Origin of the sequence: Streptomyces sp. NPDC028635, from assembly GCF_040637635.1 — a bacterium.
Classification (GTDB): Bacteria; Actinomycetota; Actinomycetes; order Streptomycetales; family Streptomycetaceae; genus Streptomyces.
Genome location: NZ_JBEZWX010000025.1, coordinates 55,653 through 75,263, shown reverse-complemented (window position 1 = coordinate 75,263; position 19,611 = coordinate 55,653). Strand labels below are relative to the sequence as shown.

Sequence of the window (19,611 nt, the reverse complement as noted above, 5' to 3'; positions counted from 1 at the left end):
CTCATGACGGCACACGACTCAGTGTCGGGCGGCGCAAAAGTGACGCCGGGCGCGTACAACCCTCCCGGGGGGAAACGGGTCCAACTGGCGTGGCAGAGGTACTCGACTTTCCTGCGGCAGCGCGCGGCACGGCCCTTCGGCCCCGTCCGCCGGCCCTTCGACCGCGCATGGCCGGCCCGTCCGGTGGCATGCCGGTGATCGCGCCCATGCCCGCAGCGCGGCCCGCCCGCCTTCCCGGTCAGCGTGACGGCGCGGACCAGAGCGAGGCGGTGGCGGCCGGTACGACCGTCGACCACCTCACCGAGACCTACCGGGCGCACTACCGCTCCCTGCTGGGCCTCGCCGCTCTCCTCCTCGACGACACGGCCTCCTGCGAGGACGTCGTCCAGGAGGCGTTCATCCGCGTCCACTCCGCCCGCAAGCGGGTCCGCGACCCGGAGAAGACCCTCGCCTACCTGCGCCAGACCGTGGTCAACCTGTCCCGGTCCGCGCTGCGGCGCCGGATACTCGGCCTGAAGCTGCTGTCCAAGCCGATGCCGGACATGGCCAGCGCCGAGGAGGGCGCCTACGACCAGCTGGAGCGCGACTCCCTCATCCAGGCGATGAAGGGTCTGCAGCGCCGCCAGCGCGAGGTGCTCGTCCTGCGCTACTTCGCGGACATGACCGAGGCCCAGGTGGCCGAGACCCTCGGTATCTCGCTGGGCTCGGTCAAGGCGTACGGCTCGCGTGGCATCGCGGCCCTGCGCGGGGCCATGGGGGCGCGGACATGACCGCGCGCGCCGAGGGCGGCGACCACCACGAACGTCATGAGCCGGACGCCCGGCAGGACCCGGGTTCGCCACGCGAGCAACAGCCGAAGCCAACGCACGCTGGGAACGGAACTGTGAACCACGGCCCCGACGACCAGAGCCCCGAGGGGCTCGACTCGGACGAGCTGGCCCTGCGCCGGATGCTGCACCAGGCGGTCGAGGAGATCGAACCGCGCGAGGGCGGCCTGGACCACCTGCGCCGCGCGGTCCCGGCCCGCCGGGCCCGTAAGCGGCAGGCGGCGGTGGGCATGGCGGCGGCCGCCCTGTTCGTGGGCACCGCCATCCCCGCCCTGGTGCACGTCTCGCAGGCGACCGGCACCGACGCCGACCCCTCCATCGCCGGCAACAGCTCCCAGGCCCAGGGCGGCACCGGGCAGGGCAAAGACCCGAGCGGCGGGCAGACGTCCGGCACCGGGGCCACCGGTCCCGCGCACGGCAAGGCCGAGCCGGGGACCAAGGACCCCGGCAAGGGCAAGGGCGGCGCGGGCAGCTCCTCCGCCCCGGCCGGCTCCGGACCCTCCGCGTCCAGTCCGGCGAGCGTCCCCGAGTGCACGTCCGCGCAGCTCGGCGACGCCACCGCCACGGCCGAGGCACCCGACTCCGCCGGCATCGTCTACGGCACCTTCCGCGTCACCAACGTCTCCGACGCCAAGTGCGCCGTCGGCGGCTCCGGCACGGTCGGCTTCACGGCGCAGGGGGCGGCCGACGCCGCGAAGATCTCGGTCGTGGAGCACACCGCGGGTGACGCCGCGTCCGCGCTGTCCGACCCGTCGCTGTACGTGCCGCGGCTGGTCCTCGCGCCCGGTTCGGCCTACGACGTGAAGTTCGCCTGGGTGCCCTCGTCGACCTGCCCCACGGGCGGCGGCGGCAGCACGGGCGGCGGTACGACGGGCGGCGGCGGGGACGGTGGCTCCGGCAACCCGTCGCCGGCCCCGTCGCCCAGCCAGGACGCGGCCACGGACACCGGCACGTCCACCGGCGGGGACACCGGCACCACCACCCAGCTGGTCACCGAGGGCGGCGCCGCCGACGGCAGCGTGGTCGTGACCCACACCCCGCAGGCCGGCTCGCCGTCGGTCTCCGTGACGGTGACCGGTGCGTGTGCGGGGACGGTCTACCGGACGGGGCTGCTGGCGGAGTCGTAGGGCGCGCCGCCTGCCGTGCCGGCGCCGGCATCGGTTGCTTCGGGATCCACGCCGGCTCCGGCTTCGGGGAGCAGGCCCAGGCGGGCGTCCTTCTGGAACTCCACCTCGCGGCGCAGCAGCCGGAACCACATGAAGACGACGAAGCCGGCGAAGACGAACCACTCGCCGGTGTAGCCGAGGTTCTGGAACGCCTTGAGATCGAGGCCGGTGTCCGAGGGCGCGCTCGCGGGCACCGCCTTCATCCCGGCGTCGCCCTTGTCGAGGGTGATCCACGCGGGGTACACGTCGTACGGCACCAGGTTGACGAGGGTCGCCGAGCTGATCGCGGCGGTCTGCCCGGCCGGGAGGCCGCCCTGGGCGCTGACGCCGTTGTCGCCGGGCGTCTCCGGGGCCTGGAGCGCGCCGGTGACGGTGACCCGGCCGGCCGGCGGCGCCGGGGTCTTGGCCGGGTCGGCGGTGCCGGGCAGCCAGCCGCGGACGACGGGCAGGGCCTTGCCGCCGTCGACGCGCAGCAGGGTCAGGACGTAGAAGCCGTGGCGGCCGTCCAGCTGCCGGTCGGGTACGAGCAGCTGCCGGTCGTAGTGGCCGGTGGCGGTGGCCTGCCTGCCGGAGGTCGCCTTGTCGACGGGCAGCAGCTCGGCCAGCGGGCGCGGGGCCTCGGTCTGCGCGGCGGTGGCGGTGGCCTTGGCGTCGCGGTGCTCGTCGACGCGGTCCTCGAAGCGGCTCAGCTGCCAGGACCCCATGAAGACGCAGAAGGGGATGGCCAACAGCACGAAGACGTTGATCCCCCACCAGCGGGGCGTCAGCAGAAACCGGTACACACCACCAACGGTACGGGGGCGCTGCGCTGTGCTCGGCGCGGGGGGCGGGCGGGGTGTGCCGCGGTTCGCCGTCCGCGGGCGGGTGGATGGCTGGTCGCGCGGCACCCGCGTTGTCCACAGGCTGGGGAGGGCCCCGGCCAAACCGCCGGAGGACCAGGCACTATGGGCCCATGACTGAGAGCAACGGGCCCGTCTCGCAGGGGCGGCAGCAGAGCCAGGAAATGCCGGACTGGGAGAAGCGCTTCCGGGCGCCCCGGGTGTCCCTGCCGGACTGGGCCGAGGACGCCCCGGACCGGTCGCTGTTCGTGTCGAACGCGACCGGGACGTACGAGCTGTACGCCTGGGACCGGGCGAGCGGCGAGCAGCGCCAGGTCACCGACCGGCCCAACGGCACGACGGACGGCGTGCTCTCACCGGACGGCCGGTGGATCTGGTGGTTCGACGACAAGGACGGCGACGAGTTCGGCGTCTGGCGCCGCCAGCCCTTCACCGGCGGCGAGCACGAGCCGGGCGCCCCGGGCCTGGCCCCCTCCTACCCGGCGGGCCTCGCCCTCGGCAGAGACGGGCGCACGGCGGTGGTGGGCCGCTCCACCGACGAGGACGGTACGACGATCTACGTGGCCCGTGAGGGCGAGGAGCCGGTGGAGATCTACCGGCACCGCGAGTCGGCCGGCGTCGGCGACCTCTCCCACGACGGCACGCTGATCGCCCTGGAGCACACCGAGCACGGCGACGCCATGCACTCCGCGCTGCGCGTGGTCCGCCCCGACGGCAGCACCGTCGCCGAGCTGGACGACACCAAGGGCGGCACGGTCGAGCTGGGCCTGGAGGTGCTGGGCTTCGCCCCGGTGGACGGCGACACCCGGCTGCTCATCGGCCACCAGCGCCGCGGCCGCTGGGAGCCGCTGGTGTGGGACGTGGCGACCGGCGAGGAGAGCGACCTGGCGCTCGAGCTGCCCGGCGACGTGAGCGCCGAGTGGTACCCGGACGGCAGCGCCCTGCTCATCGCGCACAGCTTCGAGGCGCGCAGCGAGCTCTTCCGCTACGACCTCGCGGCGCGCGAGCTGACGAGGATCCCGACCCCTCCGGGCACGGTGTCGGGGGCGACCGCCCGCCCGGACGGCACCGTGGAGTATCTGTGGTCGTCCTCGGCCGAGCGGTCGGCGGTGCGCTCGACCGCCGGCGCCGTGGTCCTGGACCCGCCCGGCCTGAAGTCGCCCGGCTCGGTGCCGGTGGAGGACGTGTGGGTGGAGGGGCCCGGCGGCCGTATCCACGCGCTCGTGCAGAAGCCGGCCGGGGCCGGCGGTCCGCTGCCCACCGTCTTCGACATCCACGGCGGCCCCACCTGGCACGACAGCGACTCCTTCGCCGCCGGTCCGGCCGCCTGGGTCGACCACGGGTACGCGGTCGTGCGGGTCAACTACCGGGGCTCCACCGGGTACGGCCGGGCCTGGACCGACGCCCTCAAGCACCGGGTCGGCCTGATCGAGCTGGAGGACATCGCCGCGGTGCGCGCCTGGGCCGTCGAGTCGGGCCTGGCGGACCCCGAGCGGCTGGTCCTCACCGGCGGTTCCTGGGGCGGCTATCTCACCCTGCTGGGGCTCGGCGTCCAGCCCGGCCTGTGGACGCTGGGCATCGCCGCGGTCCCGGTCGCCGACTACGTCACCGCCTACCACGACGAGATGGAGGCGCTGAAGGCGATGGACCGCACCCTGCTCGGCGGCACCCCCGAGGAGGTCCCGGAGCGCTTCGAGGCGTCCTCGCCGATCACCTACGTCGACCAGGTCAAGGCCCCGGTCTACATCTCGGCCGGGGTGAACGACCCGCGCTGCCCGATCCGCCAGATCGAGAACTACGTCAAGCGGTTGCAGGCCCGCGGGGCCGTCCACGAGGTGTACCGCTACGACGCCGGGCACGGCTCGCTGGTCGTGGACGAGCGGATCAAGCAGGTGCGGCTGGAGCTGGACTTCGCCGAGCGGCATCTGCCGAAGCCGTAGCCGCCACTCATCACCCGTCACCCCGTCACCCGTCATGCGTCAACCGTCCGGTGCCGGGGTGGAACCAGCCGCCGGGTGGGGCAGTCTGTCCCCTCGTGGGAACGGTTCCGAGTCAGGGCGCACCGGCCGACGCCGCCGCGCACATGGTGGTGTGCGGGGACGACGCGCTCGCGCACCGGCTGGCCGCCGAACTGCGCGGTGTGTACGGCGAGCAGGTCACGCTCGTCGTGCCGTCCACGCAGCGCACGGTCCGGCCGCCGGTGGTCGGCCGGGCCCGGGCGGTGTCGGCGGCGCTGCTGGACCGGGTGGTCGGCGCCGCCGTCAGCCTCGGCGCCGCGGGCGCGGCGAACGGCGGGGGCAGCCCCGGCGTCGACGCGGGTGGTGACGCGGCCGGCCGGCGGGAGCGGCTCGTGGAGGCCGTCGAGCCGACCGAGGCGGTGCTCGCCGACGCGGGCGTCGAGCGGGCCGCCGCGCTGGCGCTCGTGTACGACGACGACGAGACCAACATCCGCGCCGCGCTCACCGCCCGCCGGCTCAACCCCCGCCTCAGGCTGGTCCTGCGGCTGTACAACCGGCGGTTGGGCCAGCACATCGAGGAACTCCTCGATCAGGCGGCCGCGTTGGCGACCGGTGAGGACGCCGGTGACGCGTCGACGACCGTGCTCTCCGACGCCGACACGGCCGCGCCCGCGCTGGCCGCTGCCGCCGTCGCCGGCACCACCAAGGTCGTCCAGACCGAGGGCCTGATGCTGCGGGCGGTGGAGCAGCCGCCGGGGCGCGGACCGCAGCCGGCCCCCGGACTGGCGACCCTGGCGCTGCTGTCGCCGCCCGGCAACGCCACGGCGGGCGCGGAGGGCGTCGACGAGCGGGGCCCCGAGCTGCTGCCCGACACGGCGGCGGTGCAGGAGGCGGCGGGGCGGTGCGGCCGGGTCGTGCTGGAGCAGGTGGCGTACGCCGGGGACGGCACCTCGGCGCCGGCCGCCGGGGCGCGGCGCGGCATCGGGGCCGTCGTACCGCCGTTCGGGTCGTTGTTCTCGCGGCGGCTGCGCTGGTCGCTGACCGGGCTCGTGGGCTGTGTGCTCGCCCTCGCGGTCGCGTTGTGGCTGGTGACGGGGGTGCATCCGCTCGGGGCGCTGTATCTGACGCTGCTGGACCTGTTCGCCATCAACGACCCGGCCGTCGGCGCCTCCACGGGCAGGCAGATCCTCCAACTCCTGTCGGGACTGGTGGGGTTGCTGCTGCTGCCGGTGCTGCTGGCCGCGGTGCTGGAGGGGCTCGGCACCTTCCGCAGCGCGTCCGCCCTGCGCAAGCCGCCGCGCGGGATGGGCGGGCATGTGGTGCTGCTCGGCCTCGGCAAGATCGGCACCTGGGTGCTGACGAGGCTGCGGGAGCTGGACGTGCCGGTGGTGTGCGTCGAGGCCGGGCCCGAGGCGCGCGGGCTGGCGACCGCGCGGCGGCTGCGGGTGCCGGTGGTGCTCGGGGACGTGACGCAGGAGGGCGTCCTGGAGTCCGCCAAGATCCACCGGGCGTCGGCGCTGCTGGCGGTGACCAGTTCCGACGCCACGAACCTGGAGGCCGTGCTGTACGCCCGCGGCATCCGCCCCGACCTGCGGACCGTGCTGCGGCTGTACGACGACGACTTCGCGACCGCCGTCTACCGCACCCTGCGCGCCGCGCACCCGCACGCCCGGACCCGCAGCCGCAGCGTGTCCCACCTGGCCGCGCCCGCCTTCGCGGCGGCGATGCTGGGCCGGCAGATCCTCGGCGCGATCCCGGTGGAGCGGCGGGTGCTGCTGTTCGCGGCGGTGGACGTCGCCGGGCATCCGCAGCTGGAGGGCCGCACGGTCGGGGCGGCCTTCCGGGCCGGTTCGTGGCGGGTGCTGGCCCTGGACACGGCCGCGTCCGCCGACCAGCCGGCCGACCCGGAGGCGGCGGAGCCGAGGCCGTCGGGTCTGGTGTGGGACCTGCCGGAGACGTATGTGCTGCGCCCGCAGGACCGGGTGATCCTGGCGGCGACCCGGCGGGGGCTGGCGGAACTGCTGGGGCGGCGCGGCCGGGCGGCTGCTCAGCGCACCTGATGCGGCACCCGCGGGGCGGCGGGCCGGCCGGGCCGCCGGCTGTCCCAGCCCAGGCCGGCGAGCGCTCGGGCCCGCGCCTCCACGACCGCCATGCGGGCCCTGCGCTCCACCGGGTCCACATGGGAGGGCAGGCCGGTGACCTGACCGTCCCACTTGCGGTAGTACAGGCCGGTCTCCCGGGTGAACCAGCCCGGGCTGACCGCGTCGAGGGCGAGCAGCAGGCCCGTGTCCTCGGAGGCCGGCAGGGCCATCCAGCCGCCGAGGGCGAGCAGCAGCTCGCGGCGGACGAAGAGGGTGGCCGGGTGGACCTGGGCGCGGTAGTCGTTCGCCGCCCAGAAGTCGAGCACGGCGCCCCGCTCGAGGGGGCCCTCGGCCGGGTCGCCCGGGAAGCCGACGGTCGTGCCGTCCGGCAGGAGGTCCAGGGCGCGGGAGGTGGCCCAGCCGAGCTGGGGGTCGGCCTCCAGTGCGGCCAGGTCGCGCTCGAGCGTGCCCGGGGGGAGCCGGTCGTCGGCGTCGAGGACCTTCACGTACGCGCCGTCGGCATGCGCGAGCGCGAGGGTGCGGGCGACGCCGGGGCCTCCCGGACGGCCCTGCCGGAAGGTGATCCGGGGGTCGTCGGGGACGTACGGGCGCACGGCGTCGCTCTCGCCGTCCTCCTGTATCACCCAGTGCCACGTCCAGCCGTCGGGCAGCGCTTGCGCACACAGCGAGGCGTGGGCCTCGGGCAGGAAGCGGGCCGAAGGAGCGTGGACCGCGGTGACGATGACGACACGCCGGTGCACGGCGTCCCTCACCTGCCTCTCTCGAACGGGAACGAACGACACCCACGAGCCGGGCGTATCGCCCCGCCCGCCCAGCAAGCAGCCCGGCCGCTGATGACGGGGGAACCACCAGCGACCGGGCCGGCCCCAGCGTAACAAGCCCCTCGTACGCCGGGCAGCCACCGGCCGGTGCCTCCGCCACCGTGCTGAACGGCGCCGTTCCTTCGCGTTCGAGCGCGTTCGAAGTGCTGGTAGCCTCGGCGGACTTGCGGCGGGTGGGGAGCCCGCGTGAGCGTTGGGGTGGGGGAGGAATCTTCTTGCGATTCATCGACAGCCGCCGTGTGCACCGCACGGCGGCCGCTTTGGTCACGGCTGCGGCAGTCGTCGCGCTCACACCGATGGGAGCGGGCACGGCAACGGCGGACGGCGCTTCCACGGAGCTGGTGCTACCGGCGGAGCTGTCCGTGGCGCCGGACGCGGGCAAGCTGCCCATCATCGGGCTCACCGGCTTCGTCCAGGGCTCGTCCGACGGGGGATACAGCTGGTACTCCTTCGCGGACGGCAGTCGGACCCGGATACCCCTGTCCTATCCCAGGGGGACCGGCACCGACGTCATCGTCAGCTTCGACACCCAGTACACGGCCCTGTTGTGGGACCCGGCCACCCGGGCAGTGCGCAAGATCAAGGTGCCTCCGGGGCAGCAGCTGAGGACGACGCTCGGACAGTCCCTCGTCACCTACGAGGAGAAGAAGCCCTGGATCTGGCACCTGCTGACCCCTGACCAGGGGAACCTGACAGACCGGGTACTCGAACTGCCCGAGGGCGCGGAGCCTCGGACGCTCTTCTCGAGCAGCGAAAACCCCTACGGTCTCTTCCTCTCCTATTCCATCGACGGCGTGCCGAAGCACGTGTGGGTCGACCGTGCGTTCACCGCGCGACCGGCGGACTTCGCAACGCCCACGACCGGTGTCACCAGCGTGCGGCGGGACCGGTACCTGTTCCGCTTCGCCGCCCCCGGCCGCCTGCGGATCTGGGACCTTCTGGGTGATCTCTCCGCCCCGCTTCACGATGTCGAGTGGGCCGGAGGAACACCCGTCACCCTCTTCGGCGACCGCGTTCTCGTCCGCGTCCCCGGCGAGGGCGGCGACCGCCTGGTCATCCGGCCGCTTGCGGGCGGCGCACCGCAGCAGGACGTGCTCGACCGGATCACTGGAGACACTGAGGTCGGTTCCGACGGACGCGTGATCGCGGCGCGTTCCGGTCCCGGCGGCGAGCGCACGGTCCACTCCGTCCAAGCCGGGCACGACGGCGAGCTGGTGGTGAGCAAGGTCGCCGACATTCCGCTCGCCCCCACGCGGCACTGGCAGATGATGGCCGCCAACGGTGTCCTGCTGACGAACGAGACGCTGCCGTACACCACCTCGCGTACGCGCGAACGCGAGCTGACCGTCAGCGGTGCGACGGCCGCCGGTCCGAAGCGGGAGCTCGACCCCGAGGGTGTCTGCCCCACGAAGGTCGAGTGCTCGTGGCAGGACCAGACCGGCGACGGCCGCACGGTGTTCGGCGGCGCTGACGGCGAGACGTACGTGGTGGAAGCCGGGCAGAGCCTTCCGGGTACGCCCGTCCCTGAGCTGCCCAGTGGCTACACCCCGTCAAGACGGGCATCGGGCCGGTACATCGCCTCTTACGCCTACAACCACGAGATGCAGGTGGCCGACCTGGACACCCAGCAGGTGGTGCTGCGGCGTCCGGACTCCGGCAACCAGGCAATGGCACTCGTGGGAGGCACGCTGTGGCACGAGAACGGGGCACCGGGTGCGGTCGACGTCGTCGATGTGGGTTCCGGGACGGTCAAGCGGACGCTGAAGGTGTCCGACTGTGACCTGACCGATCTTCAGGTGTGGGGGTCGTTCGTCTACTGGGAGTGCAACTACGAGAAGAAGTCCGGCGTCCGTGACCTGACCACCGGCACCGACATCCCCGTGCCCGAGCACGATGCCCTGGCGGCGCAGCTGGGCGACGGATACCTCACCCACTCCAAGAACGGCGTGCTGTCCCTCACCCCGCTGCGCGGCACCGGGGCGACGCGCGTACTCGGAAGCACGTCCCGCTACACGGGCGCCTGGGCCGTGGACCGCTTCGGAGGCCGTGTCTACTACCCGGACGAACAGGAGCGCCTGCACGTCGTCTCCACCGGCATCCCCGCCTCCGCGCTGTCCGTCCTCGACTCCTCCCTGCCCGAAACCCTCGACCGTGTAGCAGCCTCGAGCGCGTCCTGGACCGGCAAGTGGTGGCTGAACAAGCCGGCCGCGTCCTGGACCGTGACCGTCAGGAACCAGGCCGGCACCGCGGTGCGCACGCTCCACGGAGGCGAAGCGCGGGGCGTGGTGAAGGCCGTGTGGGACGGAAAGGATGAGAGCGGTGCCGATCTGGCCGACGGCGGTTACCGCTGGGAGCTGGACGCGGCGCCCGCCGACGGAGTCGGTGGCGACCTGCGCCGGAGCGGGCAGGTGTTCCTCACCCACGGTGGCCTCGGCACCTATGAGCCCGTCGCGCCCACGCGGCTGCTGGACACCCGCAGCGGTCTCGGCGCGCCGAAGACCAAGGTCGGCCCCCATGGCACGGTGACCCTGCAGGTCGCCGGACGCGGCGGAGTGGCCCCGGCCGGGGTGTCGGCGGTCGTGCTGAACGTGACGGCGACCAACGCCTCCTCCGGTACGTACGTGTCGGCCTATCCGTACGGCGACCAGCGGCCGACGTCCTCGAACCTGAACGTGGCCGCGGGGCGGACCGTGCCCAACCTGGTGACCGTCCCGGTCAGGGACGGCAAGGTGACGCTGTACAACCACGCGGGAACGGTCGACCTGATCGCGGACGTGGCCGGCTACTACACCCTGAGCGGTGGGGGAGACCGGTTCCGGCCGGTGGAGCCGGCCCGGGTGCTGGATACGCGCAGCGGCCTGGGGGCGCCGAAGGCCAAGGTGGGCGCCGGGCGCACGGTGACCGTGCAGGTCGCCGGACGCGGCGGGGTTCCGGCGACCGGGGTGTCGGCGGTGGTCATGAACGTCACGGCGACCAACCCGACGGCGGCGAGCTTCGTGTCCGCCTACCCGTACGGCACCCGGCGATCCAGCGCGTCGAACCTGAACCTGACGGCGGGCCAGACGGTCGCGAACGCCGTGATCGTCCCCGTGAAGGACGGCAAGGTGACGCTGTACAACCACGCGGGAACGGTGGATCTTCTGTCCGACGTGTCCGGCTACTTCACCGCCGCCGCCTCCCAGGGCTCGCGGTTCCGGCCGCTGGCGCCGACGCGGGTGATGGACACCCGGCAGGGGCTCGGCGGGCGGCAGCTCCGTCCGGGCCAGAGCGTGGCTCTGCAACTCGCGGGCAACGGCGGTGTCCCGGCTGGGGCGTCGGCCGTGGTCTTGAACGTGACGGCCACGGGGGCCACGGCACCGACCTACGTGGCGGCGACGACCAGGTCCGGGACGCCGACGGTTTCCCACATCAACCTGCTGCCGGGCCGGACCGTCGCGAACCTGGTGGTGGTGCCGGTCGTGGACGGCAAGGTCTTCCTCTACAACCATGCCGGTTCGACCGAGGTGATCGTGGACGTGTTCGGCTACTACACCGGATGACCGGGCGGCGGCCCGTGCGAGGGGGCGGCGCGCTGTCGTCCGACGGTGTCCCGTCTCTTCGCCGGGCCCCGGCGCCGGAAGGTACGGCCACCGTGTGTGGCCGCGCGTTCTCCGCTGAAAGGCTTTCCGCATGACTCCTTCCGCGAGCTTGCTCGCCGTGTTCGCCCATCCGGACGACGAGTCGCTGTCGGCGGGCGGCCTGCTGGCCCGGCAGGCGGAAGCCGGGGCGCGCACCGCCGTGGTGACCGCGACCTGGGCCGAGGGCACCGGACGCGCCGGTGAGCTGGCGCAGGCGCTGCGCGTCCTCGGGGCAGGAGAGCCGCGGCTGCTCGGCTACGCCGACGCCGGGGTCCCGGACTCGGCGCCGGGCGCGGCCCGCCTCCTGGACGCGCCGCTCGCGGAGGCGGTGCGTCGGCTGGTGGCACACATCCGTTCCTTCCGGCCGGACGCCGTCGTCACCCACGACGCCCTCGGCGGTCTGACCGGCCACCCCGACCACGCCCGCACCCACCGTGTCACCGCACTCGCGGTCGCCGAGGCCGGCCGCCCCGGCCTGCACCCCGGCACCGGTGCCCCATGGCGCCCGCGCGCCCTCTACCTGGCCACGCACCCCGACTCCGCCGCCCGCGCACTGGGCCCGCGCCTCATGCGCCCCGGCCGTCCGATGCACAGCGTGCCCGACGCGGACGTCACCACGGCGCTGGACGTGCGCCCCTGGTTCCCGCGCAAACTCCGCGCCGTCCTCGCCCACCGCAGCGAGGTGCGGCGCGGCGCTCTCCCGGGCCGCCTCGCCGCACTGCCGGAGGAGGAGCAACGGCAGCTGATCGGCACCGAGTGGTACATCCGCCGGGCCGTCGGCGGTCCGCTGCGCTGACGCGCTCGCCGACGGCCGGACGCGGGCGGTTGCGGTGCTCGTTCACGCACCCTGGCCTAGGGCTCCCCGCACGGTGGGTCGTAGGACAGGCGGGGTAGGTATTCGTGCCATTTTTCCGCTGTCAGGACGCCTCGGGTGGTCGCGCAGATGTGGTTGATCGCCGTGTCGGCGTCCAGGCTCCACAGGCGGACCGTGTCCGCGCCGCTGGAGACGCCGAGCATGCGGCCCGTCGGGGCGAAGGACAGGAAGCTGCCCGTGCGGGCGCGGGCGCTCATCGACGCGCCGATCGGTTCCGGCGAGGAGGGGTCGGCCACGTCCCACAGCCGGACCGTGGTGTCGTTGCCGCCGCTGGCCAGGGTGGCGCCGTCCGGGCTGAACGTCAGGGAGACGACGGCCTCGGTGTGGCCGGTGAGCCGGTGGCCGAGGCCGGTGGCGCGGCCGGGGTCGGTGACGTTCCACAGCCGGACCGTGTCGTCGTCGCTGCCGCTGGCCAGCGTGTGGCCGTCGGGGCTGTAGGCGAGCACGTTGACCGGCCCGCGGTGCCCGGTGAGGGGGCGGCCGCGCGGTACGGCGCGCGCGGGGTCGGTGACGTTCCACAGGCGGACCGTGGCGTCCGCGCTGCCGCTGGCCAGGGTGCGGCCGTCCGGGCTGAACGCGAGCGAGTAGACGTACCCCTGGTGTCCGGTGAGCGGTGTGCCGAGCGGGCGGGGGCGGGCCGGGTCGGCCACGTTCCACAGCTGGACGGTGCGGTCGTCGTAGGCGGACGCCAGGACGCGGCCGTCCGGGCTGAACGTCAGCGCGTCGCCGCCCGCGTAGCGGATGCGCAGCGCGATCGGCGGGGCGTAGGGCACGGGGTGCGCGGGGTCGGTGACGTTCCACAGCCGTATCTCGCTGCTGGCCATGAGGACGGCGAGGACGTGCCCGTCGGGGGAGAACACCATCCGGCGGATGTGGCCGTGCCCCGGAGGAAACGGTTCTCCCAGGCGGGCGGGGCGGCCAGGCGCCTGCACGTTCCACAGCCGGACCATGCCGTCCTCGGCGGCCGTGGCCAGCACGCGGCCGTCGGGGCGGAAGGCGCCGACGTGCCCGGCCATGTCCGACGTCGGTACCGACCACAGCCGCACCCGGCCGTCCCCGCTGCCGGTCGCCAGCGTCCGGCCGTCGCGGCTGAAGCCGACGGTGTACATCTCCCCGCTGCCCCCTGCCAGCGGCTGCCCGACCTGGGAGGGGAACGCCGGGTTCGTCACGTTCCACAGGCTCGCCGTGGAGTCCGCGCTGCCGATCGCGAGCAGGGTGCCCTGCGGGTTGAAGGCCACCGACCAGATCGGACCGGCGTGCCCGGTCAGCGCTGCGCCGAGCCGCCGCGGCCGCCGCGGGTCGGCCACGTCCCACAGCTGTGCCGTGTCGTCGGCGCTGCCGCTGGCCAGGGTCCGCCCGTCGGGACTGAACGCCACCGAGTGCACGGTCGCCCGGTGCCCGGTCAGCTCGCCCGGCAGCTGCCGCGGGCGGCGCCGGTCGGACAGGTCCCACAGCCGGATCACCGCGTCGTCCCCGCCGGCCGCGAGGGTGCGCCCGTCCGGGCTGAACGCCACCGAGCGCACCGCGGCGCCGTGCCCCGCCAGCGGCTCCCCGAGCGGCCTCGGGCGCGCCCGGTCGGCCAGGTCCCACAGCCGTACCGTGTGATCCTCGTCGGCGGAGGCGAGGGTGCGGCCGTCCGGGCTGAACGCCAGCAGATAGATCGTGCCCGCGTGCGCGTCCAGCGGCGCGCCGAGCGGTCGCGGCCGGGCCGGGTCGGAAACGTCCCACAGCCGGATCGTGCCGTCGTCCGCGGCGCTGGCCAGGGTGCGGCCGTCCGGGCCGAAGACGGCGCTGCTCACCCAGCTGGTGTGCCCGGTCAGCGGCCTGCCCAGCGGTCGCGGGCGCCGCGGGTCGGCCACGTCCCACAGCCGTACGGTGCGGTCGTAACCGGCGCTCGCCAGCAGGCGGCCGTCCGGGCTGAACGACGTCAGGTACACCGCGCCGGTGTGCCCGGCCAGCTGGGTCGCCAGGGGGGCGTTCACGATCGACAGCAGCCGGTTGCGGGTGCCCTCGTCACCCGGCCGCAGCCGGTGCGCGACCAGGTCGATCTGGGCCGACAGCGACGGGTCGGTGTCCTGCACCCGGTCGGCCTCGGCGACGACCTGCTCGAACACGGCGTCGTCGCGCTGCTGCCAGGCGACCACGGCCGCACCGGCCGCCACCACCGCGAGCGCCACCAGCGCCGACACCGCGGCCCGGCTGATCCACACCGTGCGCCGGCGCAGCCGTACCGAGGCGGCCAGGAACTCCACCGCGCCGCGCGTGAGCAGGGTGTCCCCGGCGGCGTGCGCCCAGCTGCGGGCCTGCTCCAGGCGGGAGCCCCGGTACAGCAGCGAGGAGTCGCGGTGCGAGGCCTCCCAGGCCCGGCCGTCCTCCTCCAGCCGCTGGCGCAGCAGGTTCCCGGAGCGGTCCTCGTCGATCCAGTCCCGCAGCCGCGGCCAGGCGTGCAGCAGCGCCTCGTGGGTGATCTCCACGGTGTCCGCGTCCAGCGTCACCAGCCGGGCCCGGACCAGCGCCTCCAGCGATTCCTGCGTCTTGTCCGGATCGGCGGCCTCCGCGGTCAGCTCCCGCCGGGTGCCGCGCCGCCGGGTGGCCTGCGTGTCCTCGCCGAGGCGCACCAGCCGCAGCAGGAGCAGCCGCGCCGCGGCCCGCGCCGCCGGGTCCAGCTCCGCCCAGGCCCGTTCGGCCGTCGCCGCGACCGCGCCCTGGATACCGCCCGCCGCCCGGTAGCCGGCCAGTGTCAGCCGGCCGCCCTTGCGCCGCTGCCAGGTCGCCAGCAGGGCGTGCGACAGCAGCGGCAGCACCCCTGCGTCGTGCGTGCCGCGCGGCCCGTCCGCGCCGACCTCCCGCACGATCAGCTCGGCCAGCCCCGCCTCCAGCTCCAGGCCGACCGCCTTGGCCGGACCGGTCACCGCGTCCCGCAGCTCGGCGCTGGTCAGCGGCCCGAGCACCATGTGCCGGTGCTGGAGCGCGTCGGCGAGCTCGGGATGGGCGAGGCAACGCTCGTAGAAGTCGGCGCGGATGCCGAGGACGACGAGGACGGGCGGATCCTCGCCCGCGCAGACGGCGTGCAGCAGCCGGACGAAGGCGCGTCGCTCGTCCTCGTCGACGCAGAGAGTGAACGTCTCTTCGAACTGGTCCACGATGACGACGGGGCGGGTCCCGTCACCGGCCCAGGCGGCGACGGCGCTCCGCACGGCCTCGGGGGCGGCGGCGGGCAGCTCGTGCGGGGGGCCGGGTTGCTCATGGGGGGCGGGGGAGACCGCGGGCGGTAGGACCCCGACGGCGTCCGCCGGGCCGGGCGAGTCCGGCAGCCCCGGTATACGGCGGCGCAGCTCGGCGAGGGGATGGGCGCCCGGCACCATCTGCACCACGGTCCGCTCCGCCCCGCCGTCGAGGACGCCGTCCCGCAGCGCGGGCACCAGACCGGCGTTCAGCAGGGACGACTTCCCCGCGCCGGACGCACCGACCAGCATCGCGAGTCCGCCGCTGCGCTCGGCCGAGCGCAGCAGCTCCACCAGGGTGTCCGTGCTGCGCTGCCGGCCGAAGAACCAGCGGGCGTCCTGCTGCCGGTAGGAGGCCAGACCCCGGTAGGGGCACACCCCGCCGGTCACGGACGCGTTCTCCTCGGGCTGCGGCGGGTCCTGCCCGGAGTGCGCGGGGCGCTCCGCGACCGGGCCGGCCACCGCGCTCTCCCACAGCCGCTGCCACTCGCCGAGGTCGTACAGGCCGGGGCTCACCGGGGTGGGCTGCAACCGGCGCGCCTGCGGGATGAGCACCTGGAGCACCGCGGCGAGAGCGGTGAACTGCGCGGGTACGTTCCTGGCCCGCCGCCAGTCGCTGATGCGCTGCGCGGACACCCGCACGGGCCGCCCGCGCTCGTCGACGCGCTGGAGCCGGACCACGGCCTCGGCCACGCGCTTGAGAGGCGGGTTACCGGCCTCGCCGTACAGCAGCGCGAGCCGCTCCGCGAAGGCCGTGCGTGCCCCTGAGTCGGAACTCAAGGTGTCCCACCCCTTACTTCCCCCGCGTCTTTCGTCCGGTCCGGAAAACTCACCCTATACGCCTGACCTGCGCGGACGCGGCCGGACGAACGGCTCTGCCTCCTCGGGACGGGCCCGCTCTGGCAGGATCCCAGATCCGCCGCTCTCGATCCGAGCCGAGCGCCGACCGGGCCCGGATCGATACCGTCCGCACCGCTCGGCACCGGTCCGCACGAGGGGAGGGACCGGTGCCGGACGGTGCGACGGACGCGGCCCCCGCCTCGGACGAGGGGCACGGGGCTCACGCCGTATCGGCCTCCGCGAGGGTGTGGGCGACGAGGGCGTTGGCGTGGCCGTGACCCAGTCCGTGTTCCGTCTTGAGCAGGCGCACCAGCTCCATGTGCTTCGCCGGCAGCGCCGCGCGGATGACGTCCTGCCACTCCGAGATCGGACGCCCGTACTTCTTCTCGATGGACGGGAAGTAACTGGCGGGGCCCTTGACTGCGTCGGTCATCCCTGCGGCTCCTTCGTCGGCTGTCGCTCGCTTCGTGTCACTCCTTATGACCGGTCGCCGGGCGGTCACTGATCGCCCGGCACGAGTGGCATGCGTCACACGCCGGCTCCGGCCTCCCGTAGCTCTCCCACGCTGGTTCGGTCTCCGTGGATGCCCCGGGCCGGTGCCTGCGTTCCGCAGGTGCCCGCTACCCACTTGTTTGTCTTTCAAGCTTGCGCAACCCAGGAACCATTACACTCGCCAGTCCTCACCTTCATCGGGGGACGTATGACGTGTGGTGGACCGTCGGCGCCGGAGCTCGCCGTCGTTTTCGAGCGGGTGCTCGACCAGGCCCTGGCGTGCGGCCCCGTCCAGGACGCCCTCGACCGCGCCCCCGACGGCGCGGTCGACCGGGAGCAGCTGCGCCTGCGCGCGGTGCGGGCCCGTACGGCCATCGCCGCGGCGGCGGAGGCCGAGTACCGGGACTACGCCCGCCTGCTGCCCACGTCCTGCGCACCCACTGCCGACCCGGCCGCGGGGCAGGCCGGCGCACGCCGGGCCCTGCCTCCGCCGGCGGTGCTCCTGCCCGGTGTCTCGGCCGTGGTGGCGGCCGCGTTCCTGCTGACCGGCTACGGCCTGCGCGCCTTCGACGGCCACCCCTACATGGGCGACGGTTTCCTCACGGCCGGTCTGCTGATCGGCGCCCTGGCCGTGGGAGCGGCGGTCGCCGACGTGGTCTGGCTGTGGGCGACCGGGCCCGCAGGGCCGGCCGATACGGCGGACACGGCGGACACGGCCGCCGACAGGGCCAGGCAGAGGTGGGAACGGGCGCTGCTCGAGCGCGGGGTGGTGCCCTTCCTGCTCGGCCTTGTGGAGGCAGCGCCGGCGGGGGAGCAGGCACCGAAGGGCGTGTCCTGATCCGCGCGGCTCACAGGGGAGTCGCGGCGCGGAGCAGGCACAGCAGGGTGACGGCCGAGTTGGCGGAGAACAGCGCGGACAGCACGGCCCCGGTGGCCGCGGTCCACAGGGCCAGGCCGACGGTCGTGAACAGGGACGGCCACGCCCGCACGGCAGGCGCCGGCCCGAGAAGCGCGGCGACCCGCCGGGGCAACGGCCCGGGCGGGTCGCCGGCGGCGAACGCCGAGAACGCGGTCGGCGGCGCTGGGGTCGGGGGCGGCGCCGGAGTCGGGGGCGGTGCCGGGGTCGGGGGCGCCGGTGCGGCGAAGGCGGCCAGGGTGGGGGTCGGGGCGTCGCGGGAGACCAGCGCCGCCTTGCCGATCGCGCGGGCCACGGTCCGGCGGCTGCCGACGGCCTGTGCCGCCTCCTCGTCCGCCCAGCGCTCCGCCGTATAGGTCACGGCGGTCCGCAGGGGCAGCAGGAACGGGTTCGCGCAGGCCGCAAGGCGCACCAGCAGCAGATGGCGGTGGTGCCGGGCGGCCAGATGCGCCCGTTCATGGGCGAACAGGGCGCGGCGCTCGCGCGCGTCGAGGCATCGCAGCAGGCCCGTGGACACCACCACCCGGTCCCGCGGGCCACCGGGCAGGGCGTAGGCGTACGGCTCGGCGTCGGACAGCACCGCGACCTCGCGCCGCGGCAGCCCGGCCAGGGCTCGGTGGGCGCGCCACCGCACCCGCCAGTGGCGCAGCAGCACCCGGCCGCAGGCGCCGACGACCACGAGCAGCACCGGGATCGCTGCCTTCCCGGCGACCTCGTGCCGCGGCACGCTCTCGCGGACCTCCGGATCCGACCAGCCGTCCGGCAGCGGATTGCCCGGCAACTGCGCCGTGCCGACCACCATCAGCAGCGCGAGGCACACGGTGCTGCACAGGGCCATGACCGTGGCGACGCCGGTCAGCAGCACCGTCGCCGTACGCGGGTGCAGGCGGCCCTCCGCCAGGCGCGCGACGGGCCACGCGGTCAGCGGCAGCACCAGCGGAAGGAAGACGAAGATCCCCATCCGCTACTGCTCCTCGCCACCGGCCCGGTCCAGCAGTTCGCGCAGCAACTGCTCGTCGCCCTCCGGCAGCCCGGTGACGAAGCTGGCGAGCACCGCCCGGCGGTCCTGCTCACCGTCCAGGACCTTGCGCATCCGCAGCGCGGCGAGCCCCGCCGGATCCGCTGCGGGCATCCACACGAACGACCGCCCCTCGCGCCGGCGCGTGACGGCGTTCTTGGCCAGCAGGCGGGCCAGCACCGTGACGACGGTGGTGTAGGCGAGGCCGGCGGCCAGCCGCTCCTGCACCCAGCCCGCGGTCACGGGCCCGTCGGCCTCGTGCAGCGCCGCGAGCACGCGCGTCTCCAGCGTGCCGTTGGCCCTGCGCCGACGGCGCGAGTCCGGTTCCGGTTCCCGCACGCGCTGCCTCCCTTCCGCCTCGGCCCGCCCGGTTCCCCGTGGGGTGGGCGTCACATCGTACAAAGGGCGTGACCGCTCACCGCCGTACGAACGAAGGCGGTGGGCGGCCCCTTCTACGATGGGTGGGCGCACAGGCGTCGGCTGGGAACAGGGTGGGACGGGAGAGGGCTGTGACGGAGAACGTCGGGGGCTTCGAGGACCCGCCCGCCGAGGTGCTGGCGGAGGCGGCCGCCGCCTTCGGACTGCTCGCGTCCTCGGCCCGGCTCCACCTGATGTGGGCCCTGGCGCAGGGCGAGAGCGACGTGACGCACCTCGCGAACCGGGTGGGCGGCGCGCTGCCCGCGGTCAGCCAGCACCTGGCCAAGCTGAAACTCGCCGGGCTCGTCCGCTCCCGGCGCGAGGGCCGGCGGCAGGTCTACTACATCGACGACCCGGACATCGTCACGCTGGTCAGGGTCATGGTCGGCCAGATGACCGCCCGTGCCGGGCAGAGCGCAGTTCCGGCCCACCGGCTGCGCCGGATCGGTGGCTGAGAGCGACCGGTGGCGGAGAGCACCGCGGCCCCGGGGCCGGGCGCG

14 protein-coding genes are annotated in these 19,611 nt (G+C 74.6%); 8 read left to right on the top strand and 6 right to left on the bottom strand.

What is annotated here, in order from left to right; translation table 11 throughout:
• Positions 1-167 precede the first annotated feature (167 nt).
• Together AB0E88_RS24495 and AB0E88_RS24490 are read left to right on the top strand one after the other, a co-directional pair.
• Positions 168-770, top strand: coding sequence for a SigE family RNA polymerase sigma factor (locus AB0E88_RS24495; protein WP_361634091.1), 603 nt, complete (start codon positions 168-170; stop codon positions 768-770).
• 113 nt (positions 771-883) lie between these two features.
• Entirely contained in the window at positions 884-1,954 is a 1,071-nt protein-coding gene (locus AB0E88_RS24490; RefSeq protein WP_361634088.1) for a hypothetical protein, read from the top strand.
• Here AB0E88_RS24490 and AB0E88_RS24485 read toward each other — a convergent pair.
• Entirely contained in the window at positions 1,924-2,775 is an 852-nt protein-coding gene (locus AB0E88_RS24485) for an SURF1 family protein (protein WP_361634085.1), read from the bottom strand. The two genes, AB0E88_RS24490 and AB0E88_RS24485, sit on opposite strands and share 31 nt — an antisense overlap.
• A 170-nt stretch (positions 2,776-2,945) precedes the next feature.
• Between AB0E88_RS24485 and AB0E88_RS24480 the strand changes: the two genes are divergently transcribed.
• Both AB0E88_RS24480 and AB0E88_RS24475 read left to right on the top strand, forming a co-directional pair.
• Positions 2,946-4,772: a prolyl oligopeptidase family serine peptidase gene (locus AB0E88_RS24480; RefSeq protein ID WP_361634082.1), complete on the top strand. Its 1,827-nt coding sequence runs from the start codon at positions 2,946-2,948 to the stop codon at positions 4,770-4,772.
• Between the two features lie 143 nt (positions 4,773-4,915).
• Positions 4,916-6,850 carry an NAD-binding protein gene (locus tag AB0E88_RS24475; RefSeq protein WP_361634200.1) on the top strand — a complete coding sequence of 645 codons (1,935 nt, stop codon included), beginning with the start codon at positions 4,916-4,918 and terminating at the stop codon, positions 6,848-6,850.
• On the opposite strand, the gene AB0E88_RS24470 is transcribed toward AB0E88_RS24475, so the two are convergent.
• Positions 6,838-7,632, bottom strand: a complete 795-nt coding sequence (locus AB0E88_RS24470; protein ID WP_361634079.1) for a glycosyltransferase — start codon at positions 7,630-7,632, stop codon at positions 6,838-6,840. The genes AB0E88_RS24475 and AB0E88_RS24470 overlap by 13 nt on opposite strands.
• A gap of 296 nt (positions 7,633-7,928) precedes the next feature.
• On the opposite strand from AB0E88_RS24470, the gene AB0E88_RS24465 reads away from it, so the two are divergent.
• Positions 7,929-11,252 carry a FlgD immunoglobulin-like domain containing protein gene (locus AB0E88_RS24465; RefSeq protein ID WP_361634076.1) on the top strand — a complete coding sequence of 1,108 codons (3,324 nt, stop codon included), beginning with the start codon at positions 7,929-7,931 and terminating at the stop codon, positions 11,250-11,252.
• Between the two features lie 130 nt (positions 11,253-11,382).
• Positions 11,383-12,126, top strand: a complete 744-nt coding sequence (locus AB0E88_RS24460) for a PIG-L deacetylase family protein (RefSeq protein WP_361634073.1) — start codon at positions 11,383-11,385, stop codon at positions 12,124-12,126.
• A 56-nt stretch (positions 12,127-12,182) separates the two neighbouring features.
• Here AB0E88_RS24460 and AB0E88_RS24455 read toward each other — a convergent pair whose 3' ends face one another.
• Both AB0E88_RS24455 and AB0E88_RS24450 read right to left on the bottom strand, forming a co-directional pair.
• Complete coding sequence (locus AB0E88_RS24455; RefSeq protein ID WP_361634071.1) at positions 12,183-16,208, bottom strand: AAA family ATPase; 4,026 nt, start codon at positions 16,206-16,208, stop codon at positions 12,183-12,185.
• Between the two features lie 280 nt (positions 16,209-16,488).
• Positions 16,489-16,701, bottom strand: a complete 213-nt coding sequence (locus AB0E88_RS24450; protein ID WP_361634068.1) for a DUF4287 domain-containing protein — start codon at positions 16,699-16,701, stop codon at positions 16,489-16,491.
• A gap of 267 nt (positions 16,702-16,968) precedes the next feature.
• On the opposite strand from AB0E88_RS24450, the gene AB0E88_RS24445 reads away from it, so the two are divergent.
• Positions 16,969-17,598: a hypothetical protein gene (locus AB0E88_RS24445; protein ID WP_361634065.1), complete on the top strand. Its 630-nt coding sequence runs from the start codon at positions 16,969-16,971 to the stop codon at positions 17,596-17,598.
• A 10-nt stretch (positions 17,599-17,608) separates the two neighbouring features.
• On the opposite strand, the gene AB0E88_RS24440 is transcribed toward AB0E88_RS24445, so the two are convergent.
• Together AB0E88_RS24440 and AB0E88_RS24435 are read right to left on the bottom strand one after the other, a co-directional pair.
• Positions 17,609-18,637, bottom strand: a complete 1,029-nt coding sequence (locus tag AB0E88_RS24440) for a M56 family metallopeptidase (RefSeq protein ID WP_361634062.1) — start codon at positions 18,635-18,637, stop codon at positions 17,609-17,611.
• A 3-nt stretch (positions 18,638-18,640) separates the two neighbouring features.
• Positions 18,641-19,033 carry a BlaI/MecI/CopY family transcriptional regulator gene (locus tag AB0E88_RS24435; RefSeq protein WP_361634059.1) on the bottom strand — a complete coding sequence of 131 codons (393 nt, stop codon included), beginning with the start codon at positions 19,031-19,033 and terminating at the stop codon, positions 18,641-18,643.
• A 170-nt stretch (positions 19,034-19,203) separates the two neighbouring features.
• Here AB0E88_RS24435 and AB0E88_RS24430 point away from each other — a divergent pair, with 170 nt between their 5' ends.
• Positions 19,204-19,566 (top strand): metalloregulator ArsR/SmtB family transcription factor, encoded by a 363-nt coding sequence (locus AB0E88_RS24430; RefSeq protein WP_361634056.1) that lies wholly within the window; start codon positions 19,204-19,206, stop codon positions 19,564-19,566.
• Positions 19,567-19,611: the final 45 nt, after the last annotated feature.

Bases quoted from the DNA above. Each gene is read 5' to 3' on its own strand.
- AB0E88_RS24480 (WP_361634082.1), top strand. From the start codon at position 2,946: ATGACTGAGAGCAACGGGCCCGTCTCGCAGGGGCGGCAGCAGAGCCAG.
- AB0E88_RS24495 (WP_361634091.1), top strand. From the start codon at position 168: ATGGCCGGCCCGTCCGGTGGCATGCCGGTGATCGCGCCCATGCCCGCA.
- AB0E88_RS24445 (WP_361634065.1), top strand. From the start codon at position 16,969: ATGACGTGTGGTGGACCGTCGGCGCCGGAGCTCGCCGTCGTTTTCGAG.
- AB0E88_RS24460 (WP_361634073.1), top strand. From the start codon at position 11,383: ATGACTCCTTCCGCGAGCTTGCTCGCCGTGTTCGCCCATCCGGACGAC.
- AB0E88_RS24440 (WP_361634062.1), bottom strand. From the start codon at position 18,637: ATGGGGATCTTCGTCTTCCTTCCGCTGGTGCTGCCGCTGACCGCGTGG.
- AB0E88_RS24450 (WP_361634068.1), bottom strand. From the start codon at position 16,701: ATGACCGACGCAGTCAAGGGCCCCGCCAGTTACTTCCCGTCCATCGAG.
- AB0E88_RS24475 (WP_361634200.1), top strand. From the start codon at position 4,916: ATGGTGGTGTGCGGGGACGACGCGCTCGCGCACCGGCTGGCCGCCGAA.